15 protein-coding genes are annotated in these 22,119 nt (G+C 48.3%); 3 read left to right on the top strand and 12 right to left on the bottom strand.

Annotated elements, in window-relative coordinates:
- Positions 1–239 precede the first annotated feature (239 nt).
- Positions 240–1,220 (bottom strand): FecR family protein, encoded by a 981-nt coding sequence (locus tag NQ564_RS15755; protein WP_008146806.1) that lies wholly within the window; start codon positions 1,218–1,220, stop codon positions 240–242.
- Between the two features lie 71 nt (positions 1,221–1,291).
- Complete coding sequence (locus NQ564_RS15750) at positions 1,292–1,876, bottom strand: RNA polymerase sigma-70 factor (protein WP_021862279.1); 585 nt, start codon at positions 1,874–1,876, stop codon at positions 1,292–1,294.
- A 543-nt stretch (positions 1,877–2,419) separates the two neighbouring features.
- On the opposite strand from NQ564_RS15750, the gene NQ564_RS15745 reads away from it, so the two are divergent.
- Entirely contained in the window at positions 2,420–3,007 is a 588-nt protein-coding gene (locus NQ564_RS15745) for a DUF417 family protein (RefSeq protein ID WP_008153470.1), read from the top strand.
- 176 nt (positions 3,008–3,183) lie between these two features.
- Here the strand turns inward: NQ564_RS15745 and NQ564_RS15740 are convergent, their stop codons facing one another.
- From NQ564_RS15740 to NQ564_RS15715, 6 genes are all read right to left on the bottom strand, one after another.
- On the bottom strand, positions 3,184–3,762 hold the full coding sequence (locus tag NQ564_RS15740) for an FKBP-type peptidyl-prolyl cis-trans isomerase (protein ID WP_008146800.1): 579 nt from the start codon (positions 3,760–3,762) through the stop codon (positions 3,184–3,186).
- A 4-nt stretch (positions 3,763–3,766) separates the two neighbouring features.
- Positions 3,767–5,311 (bottom strand): glycine--tRNA ligase, encoded by a 1,545-nt coding sequence (locus NQ564_RS15735; protein ID WP_008146798.1) that lies wholly within the window; start codon positions 5,309–5,311, stop codon positions 3,767–3,769.
- A gap of 519 nt (positions 5,312–5,830) precedes the next feature.
- A complete protein-coding gene (gene lpdA / locus NQ564_RS15730) occupies positions 5,831–7,174 on the bottom strand; it encodes a dihydrolipoyl dehydrogenase (protein ID WP_008146794.1) in 1,344 nt (447 codons plus the stop codon).
- 10 nt (positions 7,175–7,184) lie between these two features.
- The gene (locus NQ564_RS15725) at positions 7,185–7,565 is read right to left on the bottom strand and encodes a hypothetical protein (protein WP_008146792.1); all 381 of its coding nucleotides are present in this window, start codon (positions 7,563–7,565) and stop codon (positions 7,185–7,187) included.
- A 19-nt stretch (positions 7,566–7,584) separates the two neighbouring features.
- Positions 7,585–8,004, bottom strand: coding sequence for a PH domain-containing protein (locus tag NQ564_RS15720; protein WP_008146791.1), 420 nt, complete (start codon positions 8,002–8,004; stop codon positions 7,585–7,587).
- 135 nt (positions 8,005–8,139) lie between these two features.
- A complete protein-coding gene (locus tag NQ564_RS15715) occupies positions 8,140–8,841 on the bottom strand; it encodes a TapB family protein (RefSeq protein ID WP_008146790.1) in 702 nt (233 codons plus the stop codon).
- Between the two features lie 202 nt (positions 8,842–9,043).
- Here NQ564_RS15715 and nadB point away from each other — a divergent pair, with 202 nt between their 5' ends.
- Together nadB and NQ564_RS15705 are read left to right on the top strand one after the other, a co-directional pair.
- Positions 9,044–10,618, top strand: coding sequence for an L-aspartate oxidase (gene nadB, locus NQ564_RS15710; RefSeq protein ID WP_008146789.1), 1,575 nt, complete (start codon positions 9,044–9,046; stop codon positions 10,616–10,618).
- A 108-nt stretch (positions 10,619–10,726) separates the two neighbouring features.
- A complete protein-coding gene (locus NQ564_RS15705) occupies positions 10,727–12,268 on the top strand; it encodes a sulfatase (RefSeq protein ID WP_008146788.1) in 1,542 nt (513 codons plus the stop codon).
- 7 nt (positions 12,269–12,275) lie between these two features.
- On the opposite strand, the gene NQ564_RS15700 is transcribed toward NQ564_RS15705, so the two are convergent.
- From NQ564_RS15700 to NQ564_RS15685, 4 genes are all read right to left on the bottom strand, one after another.
- Positions 12,276–12,989, bottom strand: coding sequence for a hypothetical protein (locus tag NQ564_RS15700; RefSeq protein ID WP_008146787.1), 714 nt, complete (start codon positions 12,987–12,989; stop codon positions 12,276–12,278).
- Between the two features lie 69 nt (positions 12,990–13,058).
- Positions 13,059–17,897 carry an efflux RND transporter permease subunit gene (locus tag NQ564_RS15695; RefSeq protein ID WP_008146786.1) on the bottom strand — a complete coding sequence of 1,613 codons (4,839 nt, stop codon included), beginning with the start codon at positions 17,895–17,897 and terminating at the stop codon, positions 13,059–13,061.
- Positions 17,894–21,064, bottom strand: a complete 3,171-nt coding sequence (locus NQ564_RS15690) for an efflux RND transporter permease subunit (RefSeq protein ID WP_008146785.1) — start codon at positions 21,062–21,064, stop codon at positions 17,894–17,896. Before NQ564_RS15690 ends, NQ564_RS15695 begins: the two co-directional genes overlap by 4 nt.
- On the bottom strand, positions 21,061–22,119 hold the full coding sequence (locus NQ564_RS15685) for an efflux RND transporter periplasmic adaptor subunit (protein ID WP_008146784.1): 1,059 nt from the start codon (positions 22,117–22,119) through the stop codon (positions 21,061–21,063). Before NQ564_RS15685 ends, NQ564_RS15690 begins: the two co-directional genes overlap by 4 nt.

Raw genomic sequence — 22,119 nt, 5'->3', positions numbered from 1 at the left:
ACTGTAAGGTTCCCAATAGTATGAATAATATAACACATCTCATAATATTTAGACTTTTTCGAAGCCATGACGATTTATATACACCGCATGGCGTATTTTTCATAATATAATACATACATTTGTAAATGATTAGTTAGTAATAAATTTTAGGTTCACTAAAGCGTTACTCGCTTAATCCTGGCTGAAAATACGGCAATATTTTCAGCCTTCGTTTTTATAAATCCTTTCCCATAGGCTTTTCATTTTAATGGTTTGAAAATCCGTATTTGTTCCCCTTCAAATGAATAATCCAATCTCCGAGTTTCTTTCAGTAAATGTAAAACCTGTTCAACCGTAGCTGTATCCTTAAAGCGGCAAGTAAAAACCTCAGAACTTAAAGAACGATCTGTTATAACTATTTCCACATCAAATTTCCGTTCTAAATCACGGACAATATTATCAAGTCGACATTGGATGAAAGCACCTTCTCCTTTCACCCATAATTTAACCGTATTCGTATTGATATTTTTTTCCAATGCCAAACCGGAACTATCCGAATAGGAAACCTGCTCGTTTGGTTTTAGAGTCAATTTATTTTTACGGTCATTTGTTTCCACCTCAACCTTTCCCTCTGCTAATGTAACAACGGATTTTTCGTCGAAGTAAGCTTTTACATTAAATTTCGTACCCAATACCTTTATTGCCAGCAAAGGTGAATGCACAACAAAAGGAAGGTGCTCCTTATGGGCCACATCGAAAAAAGCCTCCCCTTCAAGTCGAACATTCCTTTCCCTATCAGAGAATTGAGTCGGGTAAATAAGTTTACTTTGGGAATTCAACCAGACCTTTGTTCCATCGGAAAGCATTAGAGATGCTCTTTGTCCTTTCGGTACTTCAACCGTATTTTCGCCTACAGTTGATGACGACTGAACCATTTCATAGAGATTTAATCCTAATAATCCGATGATGAGGATAGCTGCCACATATTTTAATATTGGATATATGTAAAAATGCTGAACAGCATTTTTACTTTTTCCCTGGGAAAAAGTAAAACGATTATACGCCTCTTCTATCTCCCTCCTATCCGAGAATCGCAGCTCATCCTTCAAATTCCATATGCGTTCCATTTCGAACAGCCAGTCTGCATTGGGCTTGCCGGATGCGATCCATTGGTCGACTAAGCGGGTGTCTTCTGGGGTACAAGTATGTGTGAGGAATCGTATGAGTAATTGTTCGTCCATCTTCTTTTATCGTGTTTATATAAAAGACAATCGAGGTGGAACAAACTACGTGATCAAAAACAAAGAAAAATTCAATTTATGTTGCAGAGCAGGAATATAAGTAGGAAAAGCCCTTTCAGATCTTCCCGTAGGAAAGCAAGCGCTTGCCGGATATGCCCTTCGACTGTACGTGGAGAAATACCCATAATTTCGGCTATCTCTTTATGGCTGATATCATGGAAGTATGCCAACCGGAAAGCCTGTGCGCATTTTGGAGGCAGTTTATTGACCGAGAGTTCTATTATTTCGCGCAAATCCTGATTGATGACAGACTTCAGAACATCGTTGGAGTCGCTGGCCTCGCCCAGGAAAGCGATACGTGCCTCAGCGATACGAACACGTGATTCGTATTCGTCAACAATCATCTGGTGCTTGATATGGTTCAAGCAGCTATTTTGCAACCATTTAAAAAGGAAAGATTGGATATTGTCCGATTGAATAACCTTTTTTCGTTCCCAATAGGAAGTGAAAACTTCTTGTACCAAATCTTTGGCAACTTGCTCATCTACAAAACGACAAGCGAGCGCCATCAATTTTGGATAGAAACATTCAAAGAAAGCTTTAAAAGCAACATGGTCTCCCTTTCTTACTTTTTCAATGTCAATTTTCGCTTCCATATAATATTGTCTCCTTTCTATTCGTGGTAAATATTGTCTCATCCGGTTAGGAGCTCTGGTAAGCTTGTACAACAAATAAGCAATAGCCCACGCCCTATGGGAGCGCGAGCGTTTTTGCCTATTATTCTTTTTGTACAATGAATTTACCAGATTCCTAACCAAAGAATAATACGAAACGCTTCTACGTTTTTCTTCAATAATTTCAGACAAAGATAATTTTATTTTCAATAAAAGACTTATCCGCCGGCAATTAATTTTTATTGGAAGTTTGATAACACTATTTAGCATCTCAGTTCTTGACAAGTTCGGACAAACCCGTATCTTTGCATTGTGGTTTTTTCATAATAGTATTAGATTTAAGGTTAACAAAGTTTGGTTAGGGGTTGTCGTGAGACAGCCTTTAATTGTTTATAGGGGTCTGCTATTTCCTGAAATAGCCAGATCGGGGAAAATTGATAAGTCATCCGGCAGAATTGCCATTTACCGCCAGCCACAATAGACCGATCTTTGCATTATACAACAAACATATAAAATAGCAAAGACATGACGACTAAATTAAGTAACCTATTTTACGCTTTCCTGAACATCGCAGCCTCCACTCAAAAGCTAGGTATTAATCTGATCCGCGTAGCGATCCTGATTATATTTGTATGGATCGGAGGATTGAAATTCTATAATTACGAAGCAGAAGGTATCGTACCGTTTGTAGCGAACAGTCCTTTTATGAGCTTCTTCTATACGAAAAGTGCTCCCGAATATAAAGAATATAAATTGAAAGAAGGGGAATTCAACGAAGCAAAGCATCAGTGGCATGTGGAAAACAACACGTACGGCTTCTCGCACGGATTGGGCATCCTGATCATGGCTATCGGTATCCTGACATTCTTAGGTATTTTCTCCCCAAAAATCGGCCTGGTAGGTGCAGGACTCGCCATTATCATGACGGTCGGAACGCTTTCTTTCCTAGTGACGACGCCGGAAGTATGGGTGCCGGATTTGGGAAGTGGAGAACATGGATTTCCGCTGCTAAGCGGGGCAGGCAGACTGGTGATAAAAGATACGGCGATCATTGCCGGAGCAATCGTCGTGCTTTCGGACTGCGCACAGAGGATATTGAAACAGAAGAAATAAAAAACAAGAAGGAGATGTGTCAAAACTATCCTGTTCCCGCGCCCCGCGCGGGATCGCATTAAAACCGACCCTATAAAAATCTGATTGATAAGGTCTGTCCTTTTGCGACCCCGCATCAAGTGCGGGGAGAAGGAGATTTCGACACACCTCCTTTTATCTTTCTTATGCTTCAACTTTTAACTTGCTGAAGCAGCCTGCTCATCAACCGATACCAGTTCGATTTCGAATATCAAAGTCGAATAAGCCGGGATATCGCCGCTTTCGCTTGCTCCATAGGCTAACTGCTGCGGAATCCAAACCTCATATTTATCTCCTTCCACCATATGCTGCAAAGCGACTGTCCAGCCGGAAATAACCGAACCATACTTGGTCTGGCTATTCGTAACCGGATCTGTAACCGTCTTAGCATAGTAAGGACTCACTGCACAAGGAAATGGTATTCCGTCATCAAAAAGTTGCTGGTCGAAAACAGTGCCATCCGTCAAAGAACCTTTATAATATACGGATACAAGGCTATTGAAATAGGCTTGCTTACCATCCCCCTTTTTAATCAGTTTGGCAAAAACATAGCCATCACCGGCTTCCGAATTCCATTTTTCAAAACCGGTTTCATTCACTTTTGCCTGGAAGGCAATGTCCTGTTCCAATTTATAAGCTTCTCTTTCAACAGCTTCAGTATCATCGTCATCATCCTTACAAGAAGATACAACGAAGACACACAACAACATCAACGCGATATGCAGGTATTTCTTCATGCGTTTATTCCATTATCTTTTTTAATAAATTCTTCATGCTTACCTTCTCGGAGATAATGTCATGCAACTTGTCGATGCTTACACGTTCCTGTTCCATCGTATCGCGGAAACGGATCGTGACACAATTATCCTTCAAAGTATCGTGGTCAACTGTAATACAGTACGGAGTTCCGATAGCATCCTGGCGACGATAGCGCTTGCCGATAGAATCTTTTTCATCATACTGGCAACGGAAATCGAAGCGCAACATCTTCATGATCTCCTCGGCCTTTTCAGGTAGACCGTCTTTCTTCACCAACGGCAATACAGCGAGCTTGATAGGCGCCAACGCTGCGGGCAACTTCAACACAACACGTGTTTCGCCGCTTTCCAATGTTTCTTCGCAGTAAGAACCGGCCATCACACTCAGGAATACGCGGTCTACACCGATAGAGGTCTCGATCACATACGGAGTATAGCTCTGGTTCAGTTCGGGGTCGAAATACTGGACTTTCTTGCCGGAGAACTTTTCATGCTGGCTCAGGTCGAAATTCGTACGGCTATGGATACCTTCCACTTCTTTGAAACCGAACGGCATTTCGAATTCGATATCGGTAGCAGCATTTGCATAGTGGGCCAGCTTTTCGTGATCGTGGTAGCGATATTTTTCGTTACCCAATCCCATCGCCTGATGCCATTTCAGACGGGTAGCCTTCCACTGCTTGAACCATTCCATCTCTTCGCCCGGACGAACGAAGAACTGCATTTCCATCTGTTCGAACTCGCGCATACGGAAAATGAACTGACGGGCAACGATCTCGTTACGGAAAGCCTTACCGATCTGGGCGATACCGAAAGGTATTTTCATGCGGCCGGTCTTCTGTACGTTCAGGAAGTTGACGAAAATACCCTGTGCCGTTTCCGGGCGCAGATATACTTTCATGGCACCATCGGCAGTCGATCCCATCTCCGTAGAGAACATCAGGTTAAACTGGCGGACATCGGTCCAGTTGCGGGTTCCGGAGATCGGGCAGACGATTTCGCAATCCAAGATCAGCTGGCGCAAGTCTTCGAAATTAGAATCGTTCATATCTTTCGAGTAGCGTTCGTGGATCTCGTTCCACTTAGCCTGGTATTCAAGCATACGTCCGTTCGTCGCACGGAACTGAGCTTCGTCAAAAGCTTCGCCGAACTTCTTTGCAGCCTTGGCCACTTCCTTATTCATCTTCTCCTCTATCTTTGCCAGGTGATCTTCGATCAGAACATCAGCACGATATCGTTTCTTGGAATCTTTGTTATCGATCAAGGGATCATTGAAGGCATCGACATGGCCGGATGCTTTCCAGATAGTAGGATGCATAAAGATAGCAGAGTCGATACCGACTACATTTTCGTGCAACAGCGTCATACTGTCCCACCAGTATTTCTTTATGTTATTTTTCAGTTCTACGCCATACTGTCCGTAATCGTACACTGCACCTAAACCGTCATAAATCTCTGAAGAGGGGAATACAAATCCGTATTCTTTACAGTGCGAAACTAATTTCTTAAATACATCTTCTTGTGCCATAATAATAATTTGCCTATTAATTAATGTGCCAATGTGCCAATTTTTTCGGTAGATCGGCACACTATCAAAGATGCAAAGTAAGTGATTTTTTCGGTAAGCTGTAGCATTTTCAGCATCTTATAAGAATATTTTTGAAGAAACTTCGGAAAAAAGAAGCTCCGGAAGCGTTTTCACCTCCGGAGCTTCTTTTGTTTATAGCGTTCGCCCTTCACAGGGTTACAGGACAAAACAATACCGCCCCGACCTATTACAAAGTGGACCTATCGGGATTGTAGGCCGGAACTTTTGTTTCAGCAAGTTTATATCTCTGAAACTTTTGTTTCACTTGCGGGAAAATTTATTTTCATGCGGGAGAAAATTTATTTTCACGCTTATGGAACTAAAATTCCATGCAAGGGGAAAATGCGAAATGTGCCACTCTCCCAGTCGATCAAAGTAGGATTTCCAACAAAAAGATCCCGACCCACCGGACGGTTTGCCGGGATGGGTCGGGATCGGACCTATATGAGAAAATAATTTTCAGAGTGCTTCTTTAAGGATCTCGCCTACGGTCGGATGCGGGAAGACAATAGCTTTCAGCTCGTCAGCCTTCATGCCTTTCTCGATGGCGATACCAGCAATGACGATCAACTCGGAAGCCGGATTTCCCAAAAGATGAGCGCCGACGATCGTTTCGTCTTCAGCCAGAATCAGTTTGCAAACACCGTTGCCTTGCTCGTTTTCGGCAACAAAACGGCCGGAAAACGCCATCGGTATCTTCTTGACAGTGTAGGGTGTACCTTCAGCCTGCAATTCTTCTTCAGTCTTGCCGACGCCTGCGATTTCAGGATTAGTATAGACAACGCCCGGAATGGCTTTATAACTCATGCAGCGGTTCTTGCCTAAAATGTGATCGACAGCCACTTCCGCTTCGCTGACAGCCGTATGGGCCAACAGGGAGAAAGCAGTGATATCGCCACAAGCATACACATTCGGGATGGAAGTCTGCATAAATTCGTTCACTTTGATACCGCCGCGGAAAGGTTCGGGAGCCAGTGTTTCCAAACCGAAACCTTTAGTTACGGGACGGCGGCCTACGCTCAACAGGACTTTTTCACCCTGGACAACGAAAGTCTCGCCATCTTTCTCGACCGTCACATCACCACCGTTTACGGCAATCACCTTATGTCCCAAATAGAACTTGATGCCCCGTTTGGCATATTCGGCCTGCAACATCTCGGACAATTCCCTGTCCATCGGACCGAGAATCTTATCCAACATCTCGACCACATGTACTTCCGTTCCCATGCTGTTAAAGAAAGAGGCGAACTCCATTCCGATCACACCACCTCCTATGATCACCAACGAAGCCGGCAGCTCTTTGGATAGCAATGCTTCACGACTTGTCCAATATTCCGTTTCCGACAATCCGGGAATGGGAGGTATGACGGTTTCCGAACCGGTGCAGATGAGCAGGTTGGCCGCTTCATAAACAGCTTCGCCCGAAGCGATAGAAATCGTTCCATCGGCTGCCCGACCTTTGATTTCGGCTTCGCCGCCCACCACTTCCACACCGTTCTCCTTCATCTTCATGCGGATGCCAGCTGTCAGCTTCTTTACTACTTTATTTTTTCGGGCGATGATCTTCGGGAAGTCGAAAGCAGGATTCTCTGCGCTTACCGCATATTTGGGAGCGTGTTTGATCGTATCATACACTTTCGCAGAGTAAAGCAATGTCTTTGTCGGCACACATCCTTCGTTCAGACACACACCACCCAGCGCGTTCTTTTCAAAAAGCACAGTGGACAAACCACCCGCAGCCGCCTTTTCGGCAGCCGTATAACCGGCAGGACCGCCTCCGATTATGGCAACATCGTATTTCATGTTCTCAGATTTAATTAAGTTTTATATTGGGATTAATTTGTTGTAATATCGAAATAAATTCTTCCTTGTCTGCCGGATAAAAAGAGGAACGTCTTTCGATGCCCCCTTCCATTCGGGAGTAATAGACGACAACTTCATTTCCGCAGCATTCGAGCCGGGAGATCAGTTTCACATCGATTTGTCCGTTTCCGTACAACATATCCCGATCCGTTATTTGGTACGGACGTGATTGAAGTATGGCAAGCGGCAAAAGACAAAGAACCAACGGTAGTTGGTCAAACTCATTCCCGCTGAAAGCATCCACAATAAACAACAATGCAAATGCTCCTAATATGATCCAGAAGATGTATATATGCCAATCTTTCTGGTTTTTCCGAATCTGTGCTTTCATGGTAATCTGTTTTTAAGTGTTAGATAACCGGATCTTTTATCCGGATATCGGGATTATGCTTCTTCAACAACTTAACGAAATCCTGCTTGTTGACCGGCGAAACCAATAACCACTGCGTGTCACCTTTATAGATGATCAGACGGTCCAACGACAGGGCATAGCTCGAAACAGGCATTACTGTCACTTCGACGGCGCTAATCTCCGAGATAGGGATCTTTTTCTCCGGAAAGATACTGCAATGAGCTATCAAGTAGCCATCCGCCGTTATTTTATACCAGGTCGACAACAGCATGTGAATGCATTCTAATGTGAACAACAGCAGCATGACCATCGTTACGGGAGACTTGCCCCCCACGAATGCAAAAACAGTGCTCGCCACCATCACCAACAATACCAAATGGTACCACCAACCGACTTTTGATTTAAAGACTCTGTCCATATTCTGAATTTTGCCGAAAGATAGTCATTTTATTTCTTTTGGCGATTCAGGGAAAAGAAAATGCGCTGCAACTTCTCAGTAACAGCGCATCCACTTAAACCGGTCAAACAATTCCAGAAAGGAATATTTCTTTCATTACTTTACAACTTCGAGGACAGTATAGTATTGCAACTGATTGTTGTTGTTATACTGTTCGTTCTTTACGACACCTACATTCGGAGCATACCATTCATATCCGTATCCCTCGATCGTTTCCTTCGGGGAGCGGGATTTGATTTTATATTTTACTTTCGTGCAGTCGAACGTGCCGGCGGGAGTCGACACCTGTTCGGTCGTCACATATTCGCGGTCATAGATAGACACGTTCTTGCGATCCTTCCGGTTCTTCTTCGAATAGATCTGGATATAGGCATCGTCAAAATACATATCGTCTCCGTTACCGGAAGGTGCGTTCGAGACGCTCGGATAATTGATGACAGCATCAGTGGCAGCCACATCCGATTGCACGGTCGAGACAAAAGACGGGTTGGACAATACTTCTTTCATTTCCATAAAGAACTCCCCGTCCTTGCAGAATGCTTCCAGGTCACCCTTGTCATAAACCGTCCCCGCACTATTTTTGAACACATAATCGGCTTCCACTTCCAAACCGGACGGAATGTTTTTCACTTCATCGACCGTATAGGTCATCACGCTTTGCAGGTTTCCTTTTGCATCATAGCCTTTTTTTACAAGCTGCGTACCTTTGGTCTGCGGGAAAAAGAACGTACAATCCTGAGCCATCGCACCAGCCGCAAACAACAAGGCCAGAGCGCTCAATACAACTTTAGATTTCATATTTTAAAACGTTTAAGTGTTAATAATTAGCAGGATATCCAATGCCCCAATAGAACAGGGTTCCATTCTGAGATGTTTACGACGAGAAGTTTAAAATATCCAAAGAATCAGTAATGCGGACTATTTTACACGAAAGCAGGCTGTATAAGGTACAACCAAATAAGTTAATTCCTAACTTTGTCAGCCACAAAGGATATAAACTATGGTACAACAATTCGATTTCTTAGTGATCGGTTCCGGTATCGCCGGCATGAGCCTCGCTTTGAAGGTAGCCGATAAAGGGAAAGTAGCCATCATCTGCAAGACAGAGCTGGAAGAAGCGAACACCTATTTCGCGCAGGGAGGCATTGCTTCGGTAACCAACCTGCTGGTAGACAATTTCGACAAACATATTGAAGATACAATGATTGCCGGCGACTGGATCAACGACCGGGAAGCAGTGGAGATGGTCGTACGAGGCGCACCGGACCAGATCAAGGAACTCATAGGCTGGGGCGTAAACTTCGACAAGAAGGAGAACGGCGAGTTCGACCTTCACCGCGAAGGAGGGCATTCCGAATTCCGCATCCTGCATCACAAGGACAACACCGGCGCTGAGATCCAACTAAGCCTTATCGAAGCGATCAAGAGACATCCCAACATCACGATATTCAACCATCACTTTGCGGTAGAGATCATCACGCAGCATCACTTGGGTATCATCGTCACCCGTCATACGCCGGGTATCAAATGCTATGGCGCTTATGTGCTAAACGAAGACACCGGCAAGGTAGACACGTTCCTGTCCAAAGTGACGGTTATGGCAACAGGAGGTTGCGAAGCTGTCTACCGCAATACGACCAACCCGCTGATCGCTACGGGTGACGGTATCGCAATGGTGTATCGCGCGAAAGGAGCTGTCAGCAACATGGAGTTCATCCAGTTCCACCCGACCGCCCTCTTCCATCCGGGAGACCGCCCTTGCTTCCTGATCACCGAAGCGATGCGAGGGTATGGCGGTGTCCTGCGTACGCTGGACGGAAAAGAATTTATGCAGAAATACGACAAACGTTTGTCTCTCGCCCCGCGTGACATCGTGGCACGTGCGATCGATAACGAGATGAAACTCCGAGGTGAAGATCACGTTTATTTGGATGTGACCCATAAAGATCCGGAGGAAACAAAAAAGCATTTCCCCAATATCTATAAGAAATGCCTCAGCATCGGTATCGATATCACGAAGGATTATATCCCGGTAGCTCCGGCAGCCCATTATCTGTGCGGTGGTATCCGTGTCGACCTGAACGGACAGTCCAGTATCCGCCGTCTCTATGCCATCGGCGAATGTTCCTGCACCGGCCTGCACGGTGGAAACCGTCTGGCTTCCAATTCGCTGATCGAAGCAGTCGTATATGCGGATGCGGCAGCCAAACATATCCTGAGTGTCCTCGAACGCTACGACTTCAACACCGACATCCCCGAATGGAACGACGAAGGTACGATCTCCACCGAAGAACGCGTGTTGATCACCCAAAGCATGAAGGAGGTAAACCAGATCATGGAGGCATACGTCGGCATCGTCCGCAGCAATACGCGTCTGACTCGCGCCTGGAACCGCCTGGACATCCTGTACGAAGAGACAGAAAGCCTCTTCAAACGTTGCAAGGCCTCCAAAGAGCTGTGCGAACTGCGTAACATGATCAACGTCGGTTACCTGATCACCCGCCAGGCAATGGAGCGCAAGGAAAGCCGCGGATTGCATTATACGATCGACTATCCGCCGGTAAAGAAAGATTAAAAGAACGATACTCATCAGGCCGGACGATTTTCACAGCCGGCCTGTTTCGTTTCCATACGAAACAATCAAATTGTCATACAAGCAACTCAACTGAAAAACACAAAAAAGATGGACAAACGAATCTTGTTGCCTTTAGCTATCCTTCCTGCTTTCCAGGCGGAAAATATACAGGCTGCCGACCAGCTTGTCAAACGGCCGAATATCATCCTTTTTATGGTTGACGATATGGGATGGGAAGACACTTCCTTGCCTTTCTGGAAAGAAAAGACACATTATAACGAAGTGTACGAGACTCCCAACATGGAGCGTCTTGCCCGCCAGGGAGTCATGTTCACACAGGCATATGCCAGCAGTATCAGTTCTCCGTCCCGTTGCAGCCTGATCACCGGGACGAATGCTGCCCGCCACCGTGTCACCAACTGGACACTCCAGAAAGATAAGACAACCGACCGCAAAGACAGCCTGCTTGCCATACCGGATTGGAACTATAACGGTGTCAGCCAGGTTCCGGGGACCAGCAACACCTTCGTCGGAACCTCTTTCGTCCAGCTCCTGAAGAACAGCGGATACCACACGATCCACTGCGGGAAGGCCCATTTCGGCGCGATCGACACTCCGGGAGAAGATCCGCACCACTGGGGATTCGAGGTCAATATTGCCGGTCATGCCGCCGGTGGCCTGGCAAGCTATTTAGGCGAAGAGAATTACGGCCATACGAAAGACGGCAAACCAACTTCTTTGATGTCCATCCCCGGCCTCGAGAAATATTGGGGCACGGAAACTTTCGCCACCGAAGCACTGACACAGGAGGCGATCAAGGCACTGGACAAGGCGAAGAAATACAATCAGCCATTCTATCTCTACATGTCACACTATGCCATCCATATCCCGCTGAATAAGGACATGCGCTTCTACGAGAAATACAAGAAGAAGGGAATGACAGACCATGAGGCTGCCTATGCCACCCTAATCGAAGGGATGGACAAGAGTCTGGGCGATCTGATGGACTGGTTGGAAAAGAACGGGGAGGCAGACAATACGATCATCATCTTCATGAGCGATAACGGTGGCCTTGCCTCTACTTCCGAATGGCGCGACGGCCCATTGTACACACAAAACTACCCACTGCATAGTGGCAAAGGTTCCCTTTGCGAAGGAGGCATCCGCGAACCGATGATCGTCAGTTGGCCGGGCATAGCCAAACCTAATACCCGCTGCGACAAATATCTGCTGATAGAAGACTTCTACCCGACTATTCTGGAAATGGCAGGAGTAAAGGACTATAAGACAGTACAACCGATCGACGGCATCAGTTTCGTCCCTCTGCTTACCGGGACGGACGATCCTTCCAAAGGACGCTCTCTCTTCTGGAATATGCCGAACAACTGGGGGAACGACGGTCCGGGCATCAACTTCAACTGTGCTGTCCGCAATGGCGACTGGAAGTTGATTTACTATTACGGTACTGGCAAGAAAGAGTTGTTCAACATCTCCGACGATATCGGTGAGAAAAATGACCTTAGCACCCGTCACCCTGAAATTGTCAAACGCCTCTCCAAAGAGCTCGGCGACCACCTTCGTAAAGTAGATGCCCAACGACCGTCTTTCAAGGCAACAGGAAAGGAATGCCCGTGGCCGGATGAGGTATAGCTCCGTATCAGACGAACTTCTCCCTCTTCTGCAAGTTCAGAAACCCGACCAGCATCCAAACGATGCTGGCGGCCAGAAGAAAAATGCGGCTTTTTATGATGATGCCTTCCCAAATGATCGGCAGGAAGTTGTGAGGGATAGAGAAGGGGTTGAGGAGGATGTTCCAGAAGGAACGCTCGATAAGAGGCGTGTTGCTAAAGATCAGCAGGGCGATGCCGATGACAATCATCAGAACGGCAGTCCCGTTGCCGCTGCGGGTGATGGTGGAAAACATAAAGGCAAGGTTCCCGAAAAAAAGGACCGGGAACATTAACTGCGCTGACATCTCAATGGGATTGACAGGATAGAGCAAGAGCGTAGCCAGCCAGGAAAAGACGACCAGGATCACGAAAATTGCCACATAGATCATCAACAAACGGACACCCCATACCTTATATTTATAGTCGGGGATGCCGAAAAGGATTTCCAGTATCCAGCTGTCCTCATCGTTCTGGATGCCGAAAACAGAAGGATAGAACACCAACAGGACACAGGGAAACATCAGGAGATTATAGACCACCCCTTCATTGACCTCCGACCGGCTCCAGGCAATCTGGAACAGGAAATAGGCAAAGAACAGAAATGCCGCCAGAAGAAACCAGATGAATTTCCCGGCAAAGATGATCTTCAGGTTATATTTGATCAGGCGGGGCAAGAGGGATATGAATTGTTTCAGTGTCATGATGATTTATGATTTATGATTTGAGATTTATAATTTATGATTTATGCGTCGATGATAAATCATAAATTCTTAAATTCCTTTCAGCAGGCAAAGATAAGCATCTTCCAGGTTCGGTTCCACCTGTACCGCCTCATCATGCGGAGAAGTGACCGAAAGATAACGGACCCGGATACGGTCGTCTTTCTGAATATGGTTAACGATCCGGGACTTATCCAATGCCTGTTCAAATTCTGTCTTATCTATATCGAACTGCCAGACTTTTCCGGCCGCCATGCCGACCATATCGACCGGATCTCCGAAATACTTCAAGCTGCCCTTGTTGATCACGGCCACCTGGCTGCACGAACTGGATATGTCTTCGATGATATGGGTGGAGAAGATCACGATACGATCTTTACTCAATTCCACCAACAGGTTACGGAAACGGATACGCTCGCGCGGGTCGAGTCCGGCAGTCGGTTCGTCTACCACTAAGATACGAGGCAGGTGCAGCAGGATTAGGGCGATACCGATACGCTGTTTCATACCACCGGAGAAAGAGCCGATCTTCTCGTCCTTGCGGTCGAACATATGGACGGCCCGAAGGACATACTCCAACCGCTCCCGGCGCAGACCGGGATCGACGAGGCCTTTCAGGATCGCCTGGTAGTCAAGAAATTCCCAAGACGACATATTCTCGTATGTCCCGAACTCTTGCGGCAGGAAACCGATCAGGCTCTGCAACTCCTCCCGGTAGATACGTGTATCCAGTTCGTTAATCCAAATACTACCATAGCTCTGTTCCAGAATGCCGCAAATGATGCGCATCAAGGTGGATTTGCCTGCCCCGTTAGGACCCAAGAGACCGAACATACCCGTACGGATCTCGAACGATACACCCCGGAGAGCCTTGAACGGCCGGCGGCGTTTCCCGATCAGCGGAATACCTTTCACCAGGCGGAACCACGAACGGCGCAGCCCGGCGAAACGCCCTTTTACACGTTCGATATTGATTTCCTTCTCATATAGGTAGCCGGAAGTCACATAGACAGCTATGCAGAACGCCCACAACACTCCGACCGTCCCCACCAGGTTCGGATTATCCAGCCTTCGGAACAGGGCGAAGAGGATCAACGGAGGAAGACTCCAGAAAATGATCCGGTTGGCATACTTCACCACTCGGCTCCCTTCAAACCGGACATACAGGTATTCACGTATCTTGCGCCACAGGTAAAGCGTTGCGGCATAGACCACAAAGGAAAGGAAGAAAACCCACAGCCTGTTCCCGACAAAGAACCAAGTAAACCAGACGCCGAAACCCAGTAAGGCGAACTGCCAGCCCAATTCAATAAAAACGGGGTAGCCATCCGGCTGTCCGGCAGGTATAAGGTAGCTTTTCTCCAAACCCAACCGGCGGCGGATCAGCAGGCCGCTCTTCCACTGGCGGCTGACGCGTCCCGGCCAGTCGTATATCTTCACTAAGTTGCGGACAGATATATGGATATCCGCCTCCGGATCAATCACCTTCGAACGGGCACGGCGGAGGCTTGCCTGCATAAAATAGGTCGCTCCCGGAATACCGGCCAACAGCAATACCCCATAGACAGACTGCCACAGGAGACTGCCGCCATAGAGCCAGATACAACCGGCTCCCGCCATAAAGAGCAATCCGTGCAGCACCCACACTTTCAGGGACAGCCCTCTGTACCATTGCAACGTGTTTTCCAATCCCATGCAAACGGTCGGGATCAGGATCAGTGTCAGCAATGCCGAGAAAGAAAGACCGCCGATCACGGTAATGGCAAACGGCGCACCAATCGCTCCGGCATACTCCGAGTTGCCCATCGCCATCGGAAACATGGCTACGATCGTCGTGATGGAAGTAATCAGGATGGGACGGATACGCGACAGCCCGGCCGTCATCAACGCCCTATTACGGCGGTAACCGCGCCGGCGGAGAATATTGGCATAGTCGATCAGGATAATGCCGTTATTCACCACCACTCCCAACAGGATCAGGAACCCGATCATCACGTTCGCATTATTCAGCAGGCTGTTACCCGTCAGCAACAACGCCAATAGCGAACCGATCGCCGCTAACGGGATAGAAAACAGTAGTACGAACGGTGTCGTCAGAGATTCGAAGACCGAAGCCAATATCATAAAAATCAGGATAAACGCTGCCAACAGCAGGAACTTGAAGTCGGCAAACATATCTTCTTCGTGGAATACCTCGACCGCCACACCCGAAGGCAGATTATAGCTCGACACCAACTGGTCGATATCCGACCGGTAACCTTCGAGAAGGTCTTTCGACTCTTCGACGTCGCGCGAGAAGGAATAGAATAACTCGATCTGCTTGTCCTGGTTCACACGAGTGATACGGGCACGTCCGCGGCCATAATTGACGGAGGCGATATCTTCCAGCCTGTGCAGGCCGCCGGAAGCGCTCGGTATGCGCACTTCGCGCAAATCATCCACCGTCCTGTCCCGGTTCTTGCCGGCCTCTTCCTCTTCTTCCGTCCGGCTCGTCCGGTTGCGGATGATGATATCATAGGTGTCCTCTCCTACCTTAAAAGAGGTCCCGGACGAAATCTCCGGGTTCAGCGACGTGAGGCCGGAGACTATGTTCTGGTGGGAGATATCGTAGGAGGTCAGCAGGATCGGGTCGAAACCGAGACGGATCTCCAGTTGCCGGCGGCTGTAGGAGACACGGGTATTGCGGATGAACTCTTGTTCGTCGAGATAATAGCGGAAGTCCTCCGCCACCCGCTGCATAAGGTCGAAGTCGGAGCCTTTGATCACGATCCGTTCCCGGTTCTCACCAATACCTAAAAGGCGCATGAAGCTACCCACGCCGCCCATCATATCCCCGGAACCACTCCCTCCTCTGCTTCCACCTCCTCCGGCTTCGGAAAGGGATATTTCGGCACCGTTGATGGCACGAAGGCGGGTTTGCACGTCGGATTTGATATCAGCGATGCTACGTTTCCCGATCTGGCGATAATCTTCTTTGAGGACAAGCGTCAGCTCGGCATCCGTTTCCCGGATACGGCTGATCAGGTCTTGTTTCTCCGGAAAACCGGCAAGGCGTTCCTCGATGACATGGACGACCTGGTCGGCATTCTCCAGCGTGCTGCCGGTCGGCATCGTCACATAGATACTGAAGCGGTCGCTCTCCACCTCTTTCCGCTCCTGGATATTCAGGGAGATAGAGAGAACCAGGCAAAAGAACAGCAAGATGACGGCTCCGAAGATCGTCACCCCCGGATTTCGCATACAGGTCTTCAGGAGCACGAGATATATTTGCACCGGACGCTGCGTGACGGATACTTTTTCGTAGAAGACAGTATCTTTGTCCCCGCGCCCGCCATGGGGTCGCATCGACTCGAACCATTTGCGGAAACCATTGAGGCTACCTGCCTTTTTGCGGCTCCGCGTCAAGCGTGGAGACAGGGGAGCTCTCCTCAACACCGTATAGGTGGCCATCGGGATAAAAAGGAGGGCGACAGCGAGAGAAATCAGAAGGGTCGAGATGATGGAAACGCCGATATGGTGTCCCATCAGCTTAATCAGGAAATTATCGGAAAAGACGAAGGGCAGAAAGACCGTGACCGTCGTCAGGGTAGCGGCGAGGATGGAACGCCAGACCTCGCGCGTACCTTGCGTCACAGAGTGTTCGGGCGTACCTCCGGCGGCAGAAAGGCGGTAGATATTCTCCAAGACCACCACGCTATTATCCAACAGCATACCGATCGCCAGCGCCATACCGACCAGTGTAAGGCTGTTGATCGTAATTCCCGCCCCGTAGAAGAAATTGAACGCCGTATAGACGGAGATCGGGATAGACAGGGCGATGAAGAACACCAACTGGAGGTTCTTCAAGAAGAGCCAGAGGATGACGACGGCAAGCAGGCCACCCACAATCGCGAGGTGAATGATCTGGTCGATGTTGTCCTCCATCGTTTTTGCCTGATTGTTCTCAACCACGATCGAGAGGTCAAGCGGGGCAAGTTGCTCGTTCAGGCGGTCGATCACTTCGACCGTACGGTGGGAAAGCTGGATCAGATTGGCTTGCGAGTCGGCAAGCAGGGAGACGGAGACGGCATCTTTACCGTTAACCCGACTGTAGCTTGTCTCCTCTTTCATATCGAAGAAAATGGTGGCGATGTCTTTCAGCAGTACGGGGCCGGGAGCGACAACGATATTTTCGAGGTCGGAAACTTCGGTATAAGGCGAGTTGACATGGACGAAATATTTCCCGTCCGGCTCGTTAGCATAACCGACAAACGCTTTCTCCTCGGTATTCTGTGTCAGGAGGCTGCTGATACCGGAAGGAGTCAGATCGAGGGCTTTGCAGGCATCGGGATCGAGCTGCACCTCAATGGCCTTCTCGCGCCCACCGTAGATATTGACGGAAGCGATGCCGTCGATGTTTTCCAAGTCGGGCCGTATCTCTTTCTCCACTAAATTACGGACCCGGTCCGTACCTCCCGACCCGCGTACCTGAAGTGACATGAAGCCTCCGGTAAGCATCGAGACATCTACCTTTTGCACCTGCACCGTAAAACCTTCAGGAAGCGAGGAGGCAGTCTCGTTCATCTTTTCCTGTAGCTTCAGGGTGGTGATCTTGAAGTTGATATTCGGCTTGAAATCGATCTTGATGGAAGATTGACGGCTGTCGATCTGGGATTCGATCTGCTCTACTCCGCCTATGGTTCCGATGGCTCCTTCAAGGGGGATCACGACCTCCGACTCAACATACGACGGGTCCATATCCTGTGTCGAGGTAACCTGCACGAACAGCATCGGAAGCTCCGCATTAGGCAACAGCTCGACCGGCAATTGCTTGTACGACACATAGCCCAGTCCCGTCAAAGCGATGAACAGCATACAGATCGCAATCTTCCTATGTAGTAAAAAATTCATCTTCCCCTTTTCATTTTTTCAAATACATAATATACACACGGGATGACCATCAGACTCATGACAGTCGAAGTCACCAACCCACCGATCACCGCGATTGCCATAGGTGAACGAAGTGAAGCACCTTCACCGAAACCGAACGTCATCGGCAAGAGGGCAAGAATCGTTGTGAGTGTTGTCATCAGGATCGGGCGGATACGTTGCTGGCCGGATTCCACAATGGCATCCGTCAGTTCCATTCCGGACTGTTTCAACTGGTTGATACGGTCAACCAAGATAATCGAATTGTTCACCGCGATACCGACCAGCATCACGATGCCGATCACTCCCATCATGTTGATCGTCGTCCCTGTCAGGAAGAACAACAAGATCGCTCCCACCACTGCCAACGGAATCGTCAACAAAATTGTAAAGGGATGCAACAGCGACTCGAACTGTGAAGCGAGCACCATATAAACCAGAATCACCGAAAGAGCCAGGGCAAACATCAGGCTGTCCATAGACTCCTGACGCTTTTCTTCCTCGCCGGTGACGGTAATCGAATAATTGGCAGGCAGATCGATATCTTTCATAGCAAAGCGTATATTGTCCGCCACCCTGTCGAGCGAATAGCCTGCATCGAGATTGGCCGTCACCTTGCTGATACGGTTCTGCCCGCGACGAAAAATCTCTTTCGGAGCCTGCGAATGGGTGATCGTAGCGATCTCCTGCAAGCGGAACTCTTTCTCGCCACTTCGTATGACAATTCCACCGAGGTCATGCAAGGTGATATCGGGAACCTTGATCAGGATATCCCGCATTTCTCCCCGGTATTCCATCTTGCCGGATTCGAGACCGCCGAGCTGCTGCTTCAACTGTTCGATAACAGTCGAGACGCTGACATTATGGATACCGGCAACCGTACGGTCGACAGAGATCGTTACCTCCGGAGCACCGTCTTCGACAGACGACCGGATGTTATAGATTCCGGGAATACCGGTTATCCGTTCCATTACTTCACCGGAGATAGCACTGATCTCGTCCAACTCCTCTCCCTTCACCTCGACCACAATAGGAGCTCCTTCGCTTCCTAAAAGTGAACTGAGGGAGTTCTCTTCTTGTTTCAGGATGACCTCTAACCCTTCGGTGTTTTCAGTCGTCCGGACGAACTGTGCCATCACTTCTTCGGGTGGAACCGGACAAGCGGGAGAAAGGATCACTTTCATGACAGCCGTATTCTCTCCTTCGAATATATCATTCTCCGAACCGCTACCTGATCCGACATGACTGTAGATCGTACACAAGGAATCCCGCGAGATAACGTGCATCAGCTCCTCCAAATTTTCGACAGCCGAAACAGTACGCTCCAACGGAGTTCCCTCCGGCAACTTGATAACGGCAGAGAAAGCCTTGCTCTCGGCTCTCGGCATAAACTCTGTACCGATAAAAGGCACCAAGGCTACCGCCAGCAACAGCAACATCAGAGCACAGCCGATCACCACCCAACGGTGACGAAGCAGGATACGCAACAGAGGACTGTAACCAGTAATCCGAATGCCCTGTCCCCGCGTTTGACACGGGGATGCAGATGAACCGGCACTATCACAGTCGGTTTCTTTACGATCGCGCCCTAAGCGCGGGAAGGGGTTAGGGCGTCCGGTAATCCGGTCGTATAACATCGGGATCACCAATATAGCCACGAATAACGACGATACCAGCGAGAACGTCACCGTCCAAGCCTGGTCCTTAAACAGTTCTCCGGAGGCACCATGCAGATAGACAATCGGCAGAAAGACAACGATCGTCGTCAGTGTCGAGGCAATGACCGCACCGGCTACTTCGGAAGTACCCGTTATGGCAGCTTCACGGATCGTCATCCCTTTTTCTTGGTTACGGAAAATACTTTCGATCACTACGATCGCATTATCCACCAGCATACCGGCTCCAAGGGCCAATCCGCCAAGTGTCATGATATTCAGCGTAAGATGATTGAAGAACATCAGGTTGAAAGTGGCGATAATGGAAATCGGGATAGCCAGGCTGACAATCAACGTCGTCCCTAGGCGGCGAAGGAAGACGAACAGGATCACCACCGCAAGTATAATCCCTAAGACGGCACTGCTCTTCACCTCTCCGATCGCATTCTTGATAAAGGTTCCCTGGTTCGTGATCACCTGGAAACGATATCCCGGCAACGCCTGCTCGATAACCGCCAACTGGCGGATCACACCATCGACTACTTTCACTGTATTGAAACGCATCTCCTTATAAACGGATAACCCGATACTGCGCTCACCATTGATGCGGACAATATTTTCCGGACGAGCATTCTCGAAGCTGACGGTAGCGACTTCGCGCAAGAAGATCGGAGCTTTGTCCGTAGACGATGAAACAGACGCACCGGAAGTTCCCGAAACTGCTGTCCCATCTGTCTCGACCGTAACCGGCCTATAACCGACAATCAGATTCTCAAAATCACTCTCCGTCGTAAACAGACTCGAACTCTTAACCAGGTATTGCAGACCCAACTCGCTGACACGACCGCCGGATATGCTTTGGTTATTCGCCTCTATTTTGGAAGACAGATCATTTATCGTCAACTTAAAGGCATCTAACTTATAAGGATCCGTGCGGATCACCAGGGTACTGATCTCGTCACCCGACAGCGTAACATCTGCAACTCCTTCCAGACGGATCAATTCGTTACGGATATAGCTCTCCGCCACCTTCCGGAGCTCCGCCATATCGGTAATGCTACGGTGTGAAAGTCCGATTAGGACGACAGGGGACTGGTTCGGATCGTGCTGCGTGATCTTAAGTTCGGTGATATCCTTATGCTGGGCAAAAGGGTTCATGGCTTTCTGCAAGTCGAGAAAAGCCTCGTCCATATCTTTCTTCCAAGTGTACTCGACCGTAATACGGGCGGAACCAGCACGGATCACGGATGAAACCTGTGTCACGTCGCTCTGCCGGATCGCCATCGACTCCATATTCTTAATAAACTGCTTCTCGATCTCCTCCGGCGGACGTTCGCCTGCCTTCAGCTCGATAAAGAGACGGGGATTATTGAGGTCGGGCAACAGGTCGACCGCCAACTGGTCATAGGAAATCTTACCCAGCAGCAGGATCGCCAGTACCAGCATACAGATCGTAACCGGATTGCTTACCGCAAATTTGATAATACTTTTCATTTCTGGACTTTTACCTTTGCATTCTCTTTTAATGTCTCGAAACCTTTCACTACTAAGTTATCGTTCTCTTTCAGTCCTTCCAATACCTGGATATTCTTGTCATCCTCCAGCCCGGTCTTAAGCTCGCGGAGCAGAGCCGTGTTCTTCTCAACAATATAAACGTATTTGATACGACGGTTGGACTGGATCACACTTTTTGGTATGATGATGGCACTGTCCGCCTTATTCACCACAATATCTGCTTTGACAAACATACCGGGACGAAGTTTCAACCCCTCGTTCTGAATTAGTATCTTTCCTTTGAAAGTACGGGTTTCAGAACTGATGGCAGGCGACAGTTCGCTGATTACTCCCCGGATCGTATCTTCGGGCAACGTATAATGGGTGATATAGACCGGCTGATCCGCCTTCACATACCCGATAGCACTTTCCGGCAGGTTGATATCCATGTACATACGGGCATAGTCCATGATGCCGACCACCGGTTTCCCCTGTTCGATACGGACATCGGATGTATAATGGGGCAAGTCCACGATCACACCGTCGAAAGGTGCTTTGACATTCATTTTCTCCAAATTGAGCTTACCGTTCTCGTAGTCGTAGCGGGCGTTCGTCACTTTCACTTCCGTATTACGCATTTCGCTAAGCGTCACACCACCTTTCTCATAAAGAGCTTTCTGTTTCACCTGCTCCTGTTCGGCTATTTCGAGACTCAACTCTTTAGCGTCAATAGCGATGCCGTTTTCGTATTCCCGGTCTTCCAGGCGGACAATCAGTTGTCCTTTGGAGACGATATCACCCAATTTAAAGGGTTTGCCTGTACGGGGATTGGTTTGTAGTTTATACAGACCGCTCATTTCGGAATTGAGCGTTACTCCATAGGTAGGCTGTGCCGTCCCGGTCGTATTGACCAGTTTGCTGATAGAGCCTTTCTTCAATTCCGTTACCGACACGGGCGTAGCAATATCGTTCTGTGTATTCTGCGGCTGATTATTACAACCGGTCGCCAACAAGACAAACAATAAGAGAGATGTGACTATATATTTCATATTCAT

This window comes from Parabacteroides johnsonii DSM 18315 (assembly GCF_025151045.1).
Classification (GTDB): Bacteria; Bacteroidota; Bacteroidia; order Bacteroidales; family Tannerellaceae; genus Parabacteroides; species Parabacteroides johnsonii.
Note: the sequence above shows the minus strand (reverse complement) of the source record. Positions and strands in the feature narration are given on the sequence as shown.

Excerpts from the sequence above, each read along its gene's own strand:
- NQ564_RS15755 (WP_008146806.1), bottom strand. The coding sequence starts at position 1,220 with ATGGACGAACAATTACTCATACGATTCCTCACACATACTTGTACCCCA.
- NQ564_RS15750 (WP_021862279.1), bottom strand. The coding sequence starts at position 1,876 with ATGGAAGCGAAAATTGACATTGAAAAAGTAAGAAAGGGAGACCATGTT.
- NQ564_RS15745 (WP_008153470.1), top strand. The coding sequence starts at position 2,420 with ATGACGACTAAATTAAGTAACCTATTTTACGCTTTCCTGAACATCGCA.
- NQ564_RS15740 (WP_008146800.1), bottom strand. The coding sequence starts at position 3,762 with ATGAAGAAATACCTGCATATCGCGTTGATGTTGTTGTGTGTCTTCGTT.
- NQ564_RS15735 (WP_008146798.1), bottom strand. The coding sequence starts at position 5,311 with ATGGCACAAGAAGATGTATTTAAGAAATTAGTTTCGCACTGTAAAGAA.
- lpdA (WP_008146794.1), bottom strand. The coding sequence starts at position 7,174 with ATGAAATACGATGTTGCCATAATCGGAGGCGGTCCTGCCGGTTATACG.
- NQ564_RS15725 (WP_008146792.1), bottom strand. The coding sequence starts at position 7,565 with ATGAAAGCACAGATTCGGAAAAACCAGAAAGATTGGCATATATACATC.
- NQ564_RS15720 (WP_008146791.1), bottom strand. The coding sequence starts at position 8,004 with ATGGACAGAGTCTTTAAATCAAAAGTCGGTTGGTGGTACCATTTGGTA.
- NQ564_RS15715 (WP_008146790.1), bottom strand. The coding sequence starts at position 8,841 with ATGAAATCTAAAGTTGTATTGAGCGCTCTGGCCTTGTTGTTTGCGGCT.
- nadB (WP_008146789.1), top strand. The coding sequence starts at position 9,044 with ATGGTACAACAATTCGATTTCTTAGTGATCGGTTCCGGTATCGCCGGC.
- NQ564_RS15705 (WP_008146788.1), top strand. The coding sequence starts at position 10,727 with ATGGACAAACGAATCTTGTTGCCTTTAGCTATCCTTCCTGCTTTCCAG.
- NQ564_RS15700 (WP_008146787.1), bottom strand. The coding sequence starts at position 12,989 with ATGACACTGAAACAATTCATATCCCTCTTGCCCCGCCTGATCAAATAT.
- NQ564_RS15695 (WP_008146786.1), bottom strand. The coding sequence starts at position 17,897 with ATGAATTTTTTACTACATAGGAAGATTGCGATCTGTATGCTGTTCATC.
- NQ564_RS15690 (WP_008146785.1), bottom strand. The coding sequence starts at position 21,064 with ATGAAAAGTATTATCAAATTTGCGGTAAGCAATCCGGTTACGATCTGT.
- NQ564_RS15685 (WP_008146784.1), bottom strand. The coding sequence starts at position 22,119 with ATGAATATGAAATATATAGTCACATCTCTCTTATTGTTTGTCTTGTTG.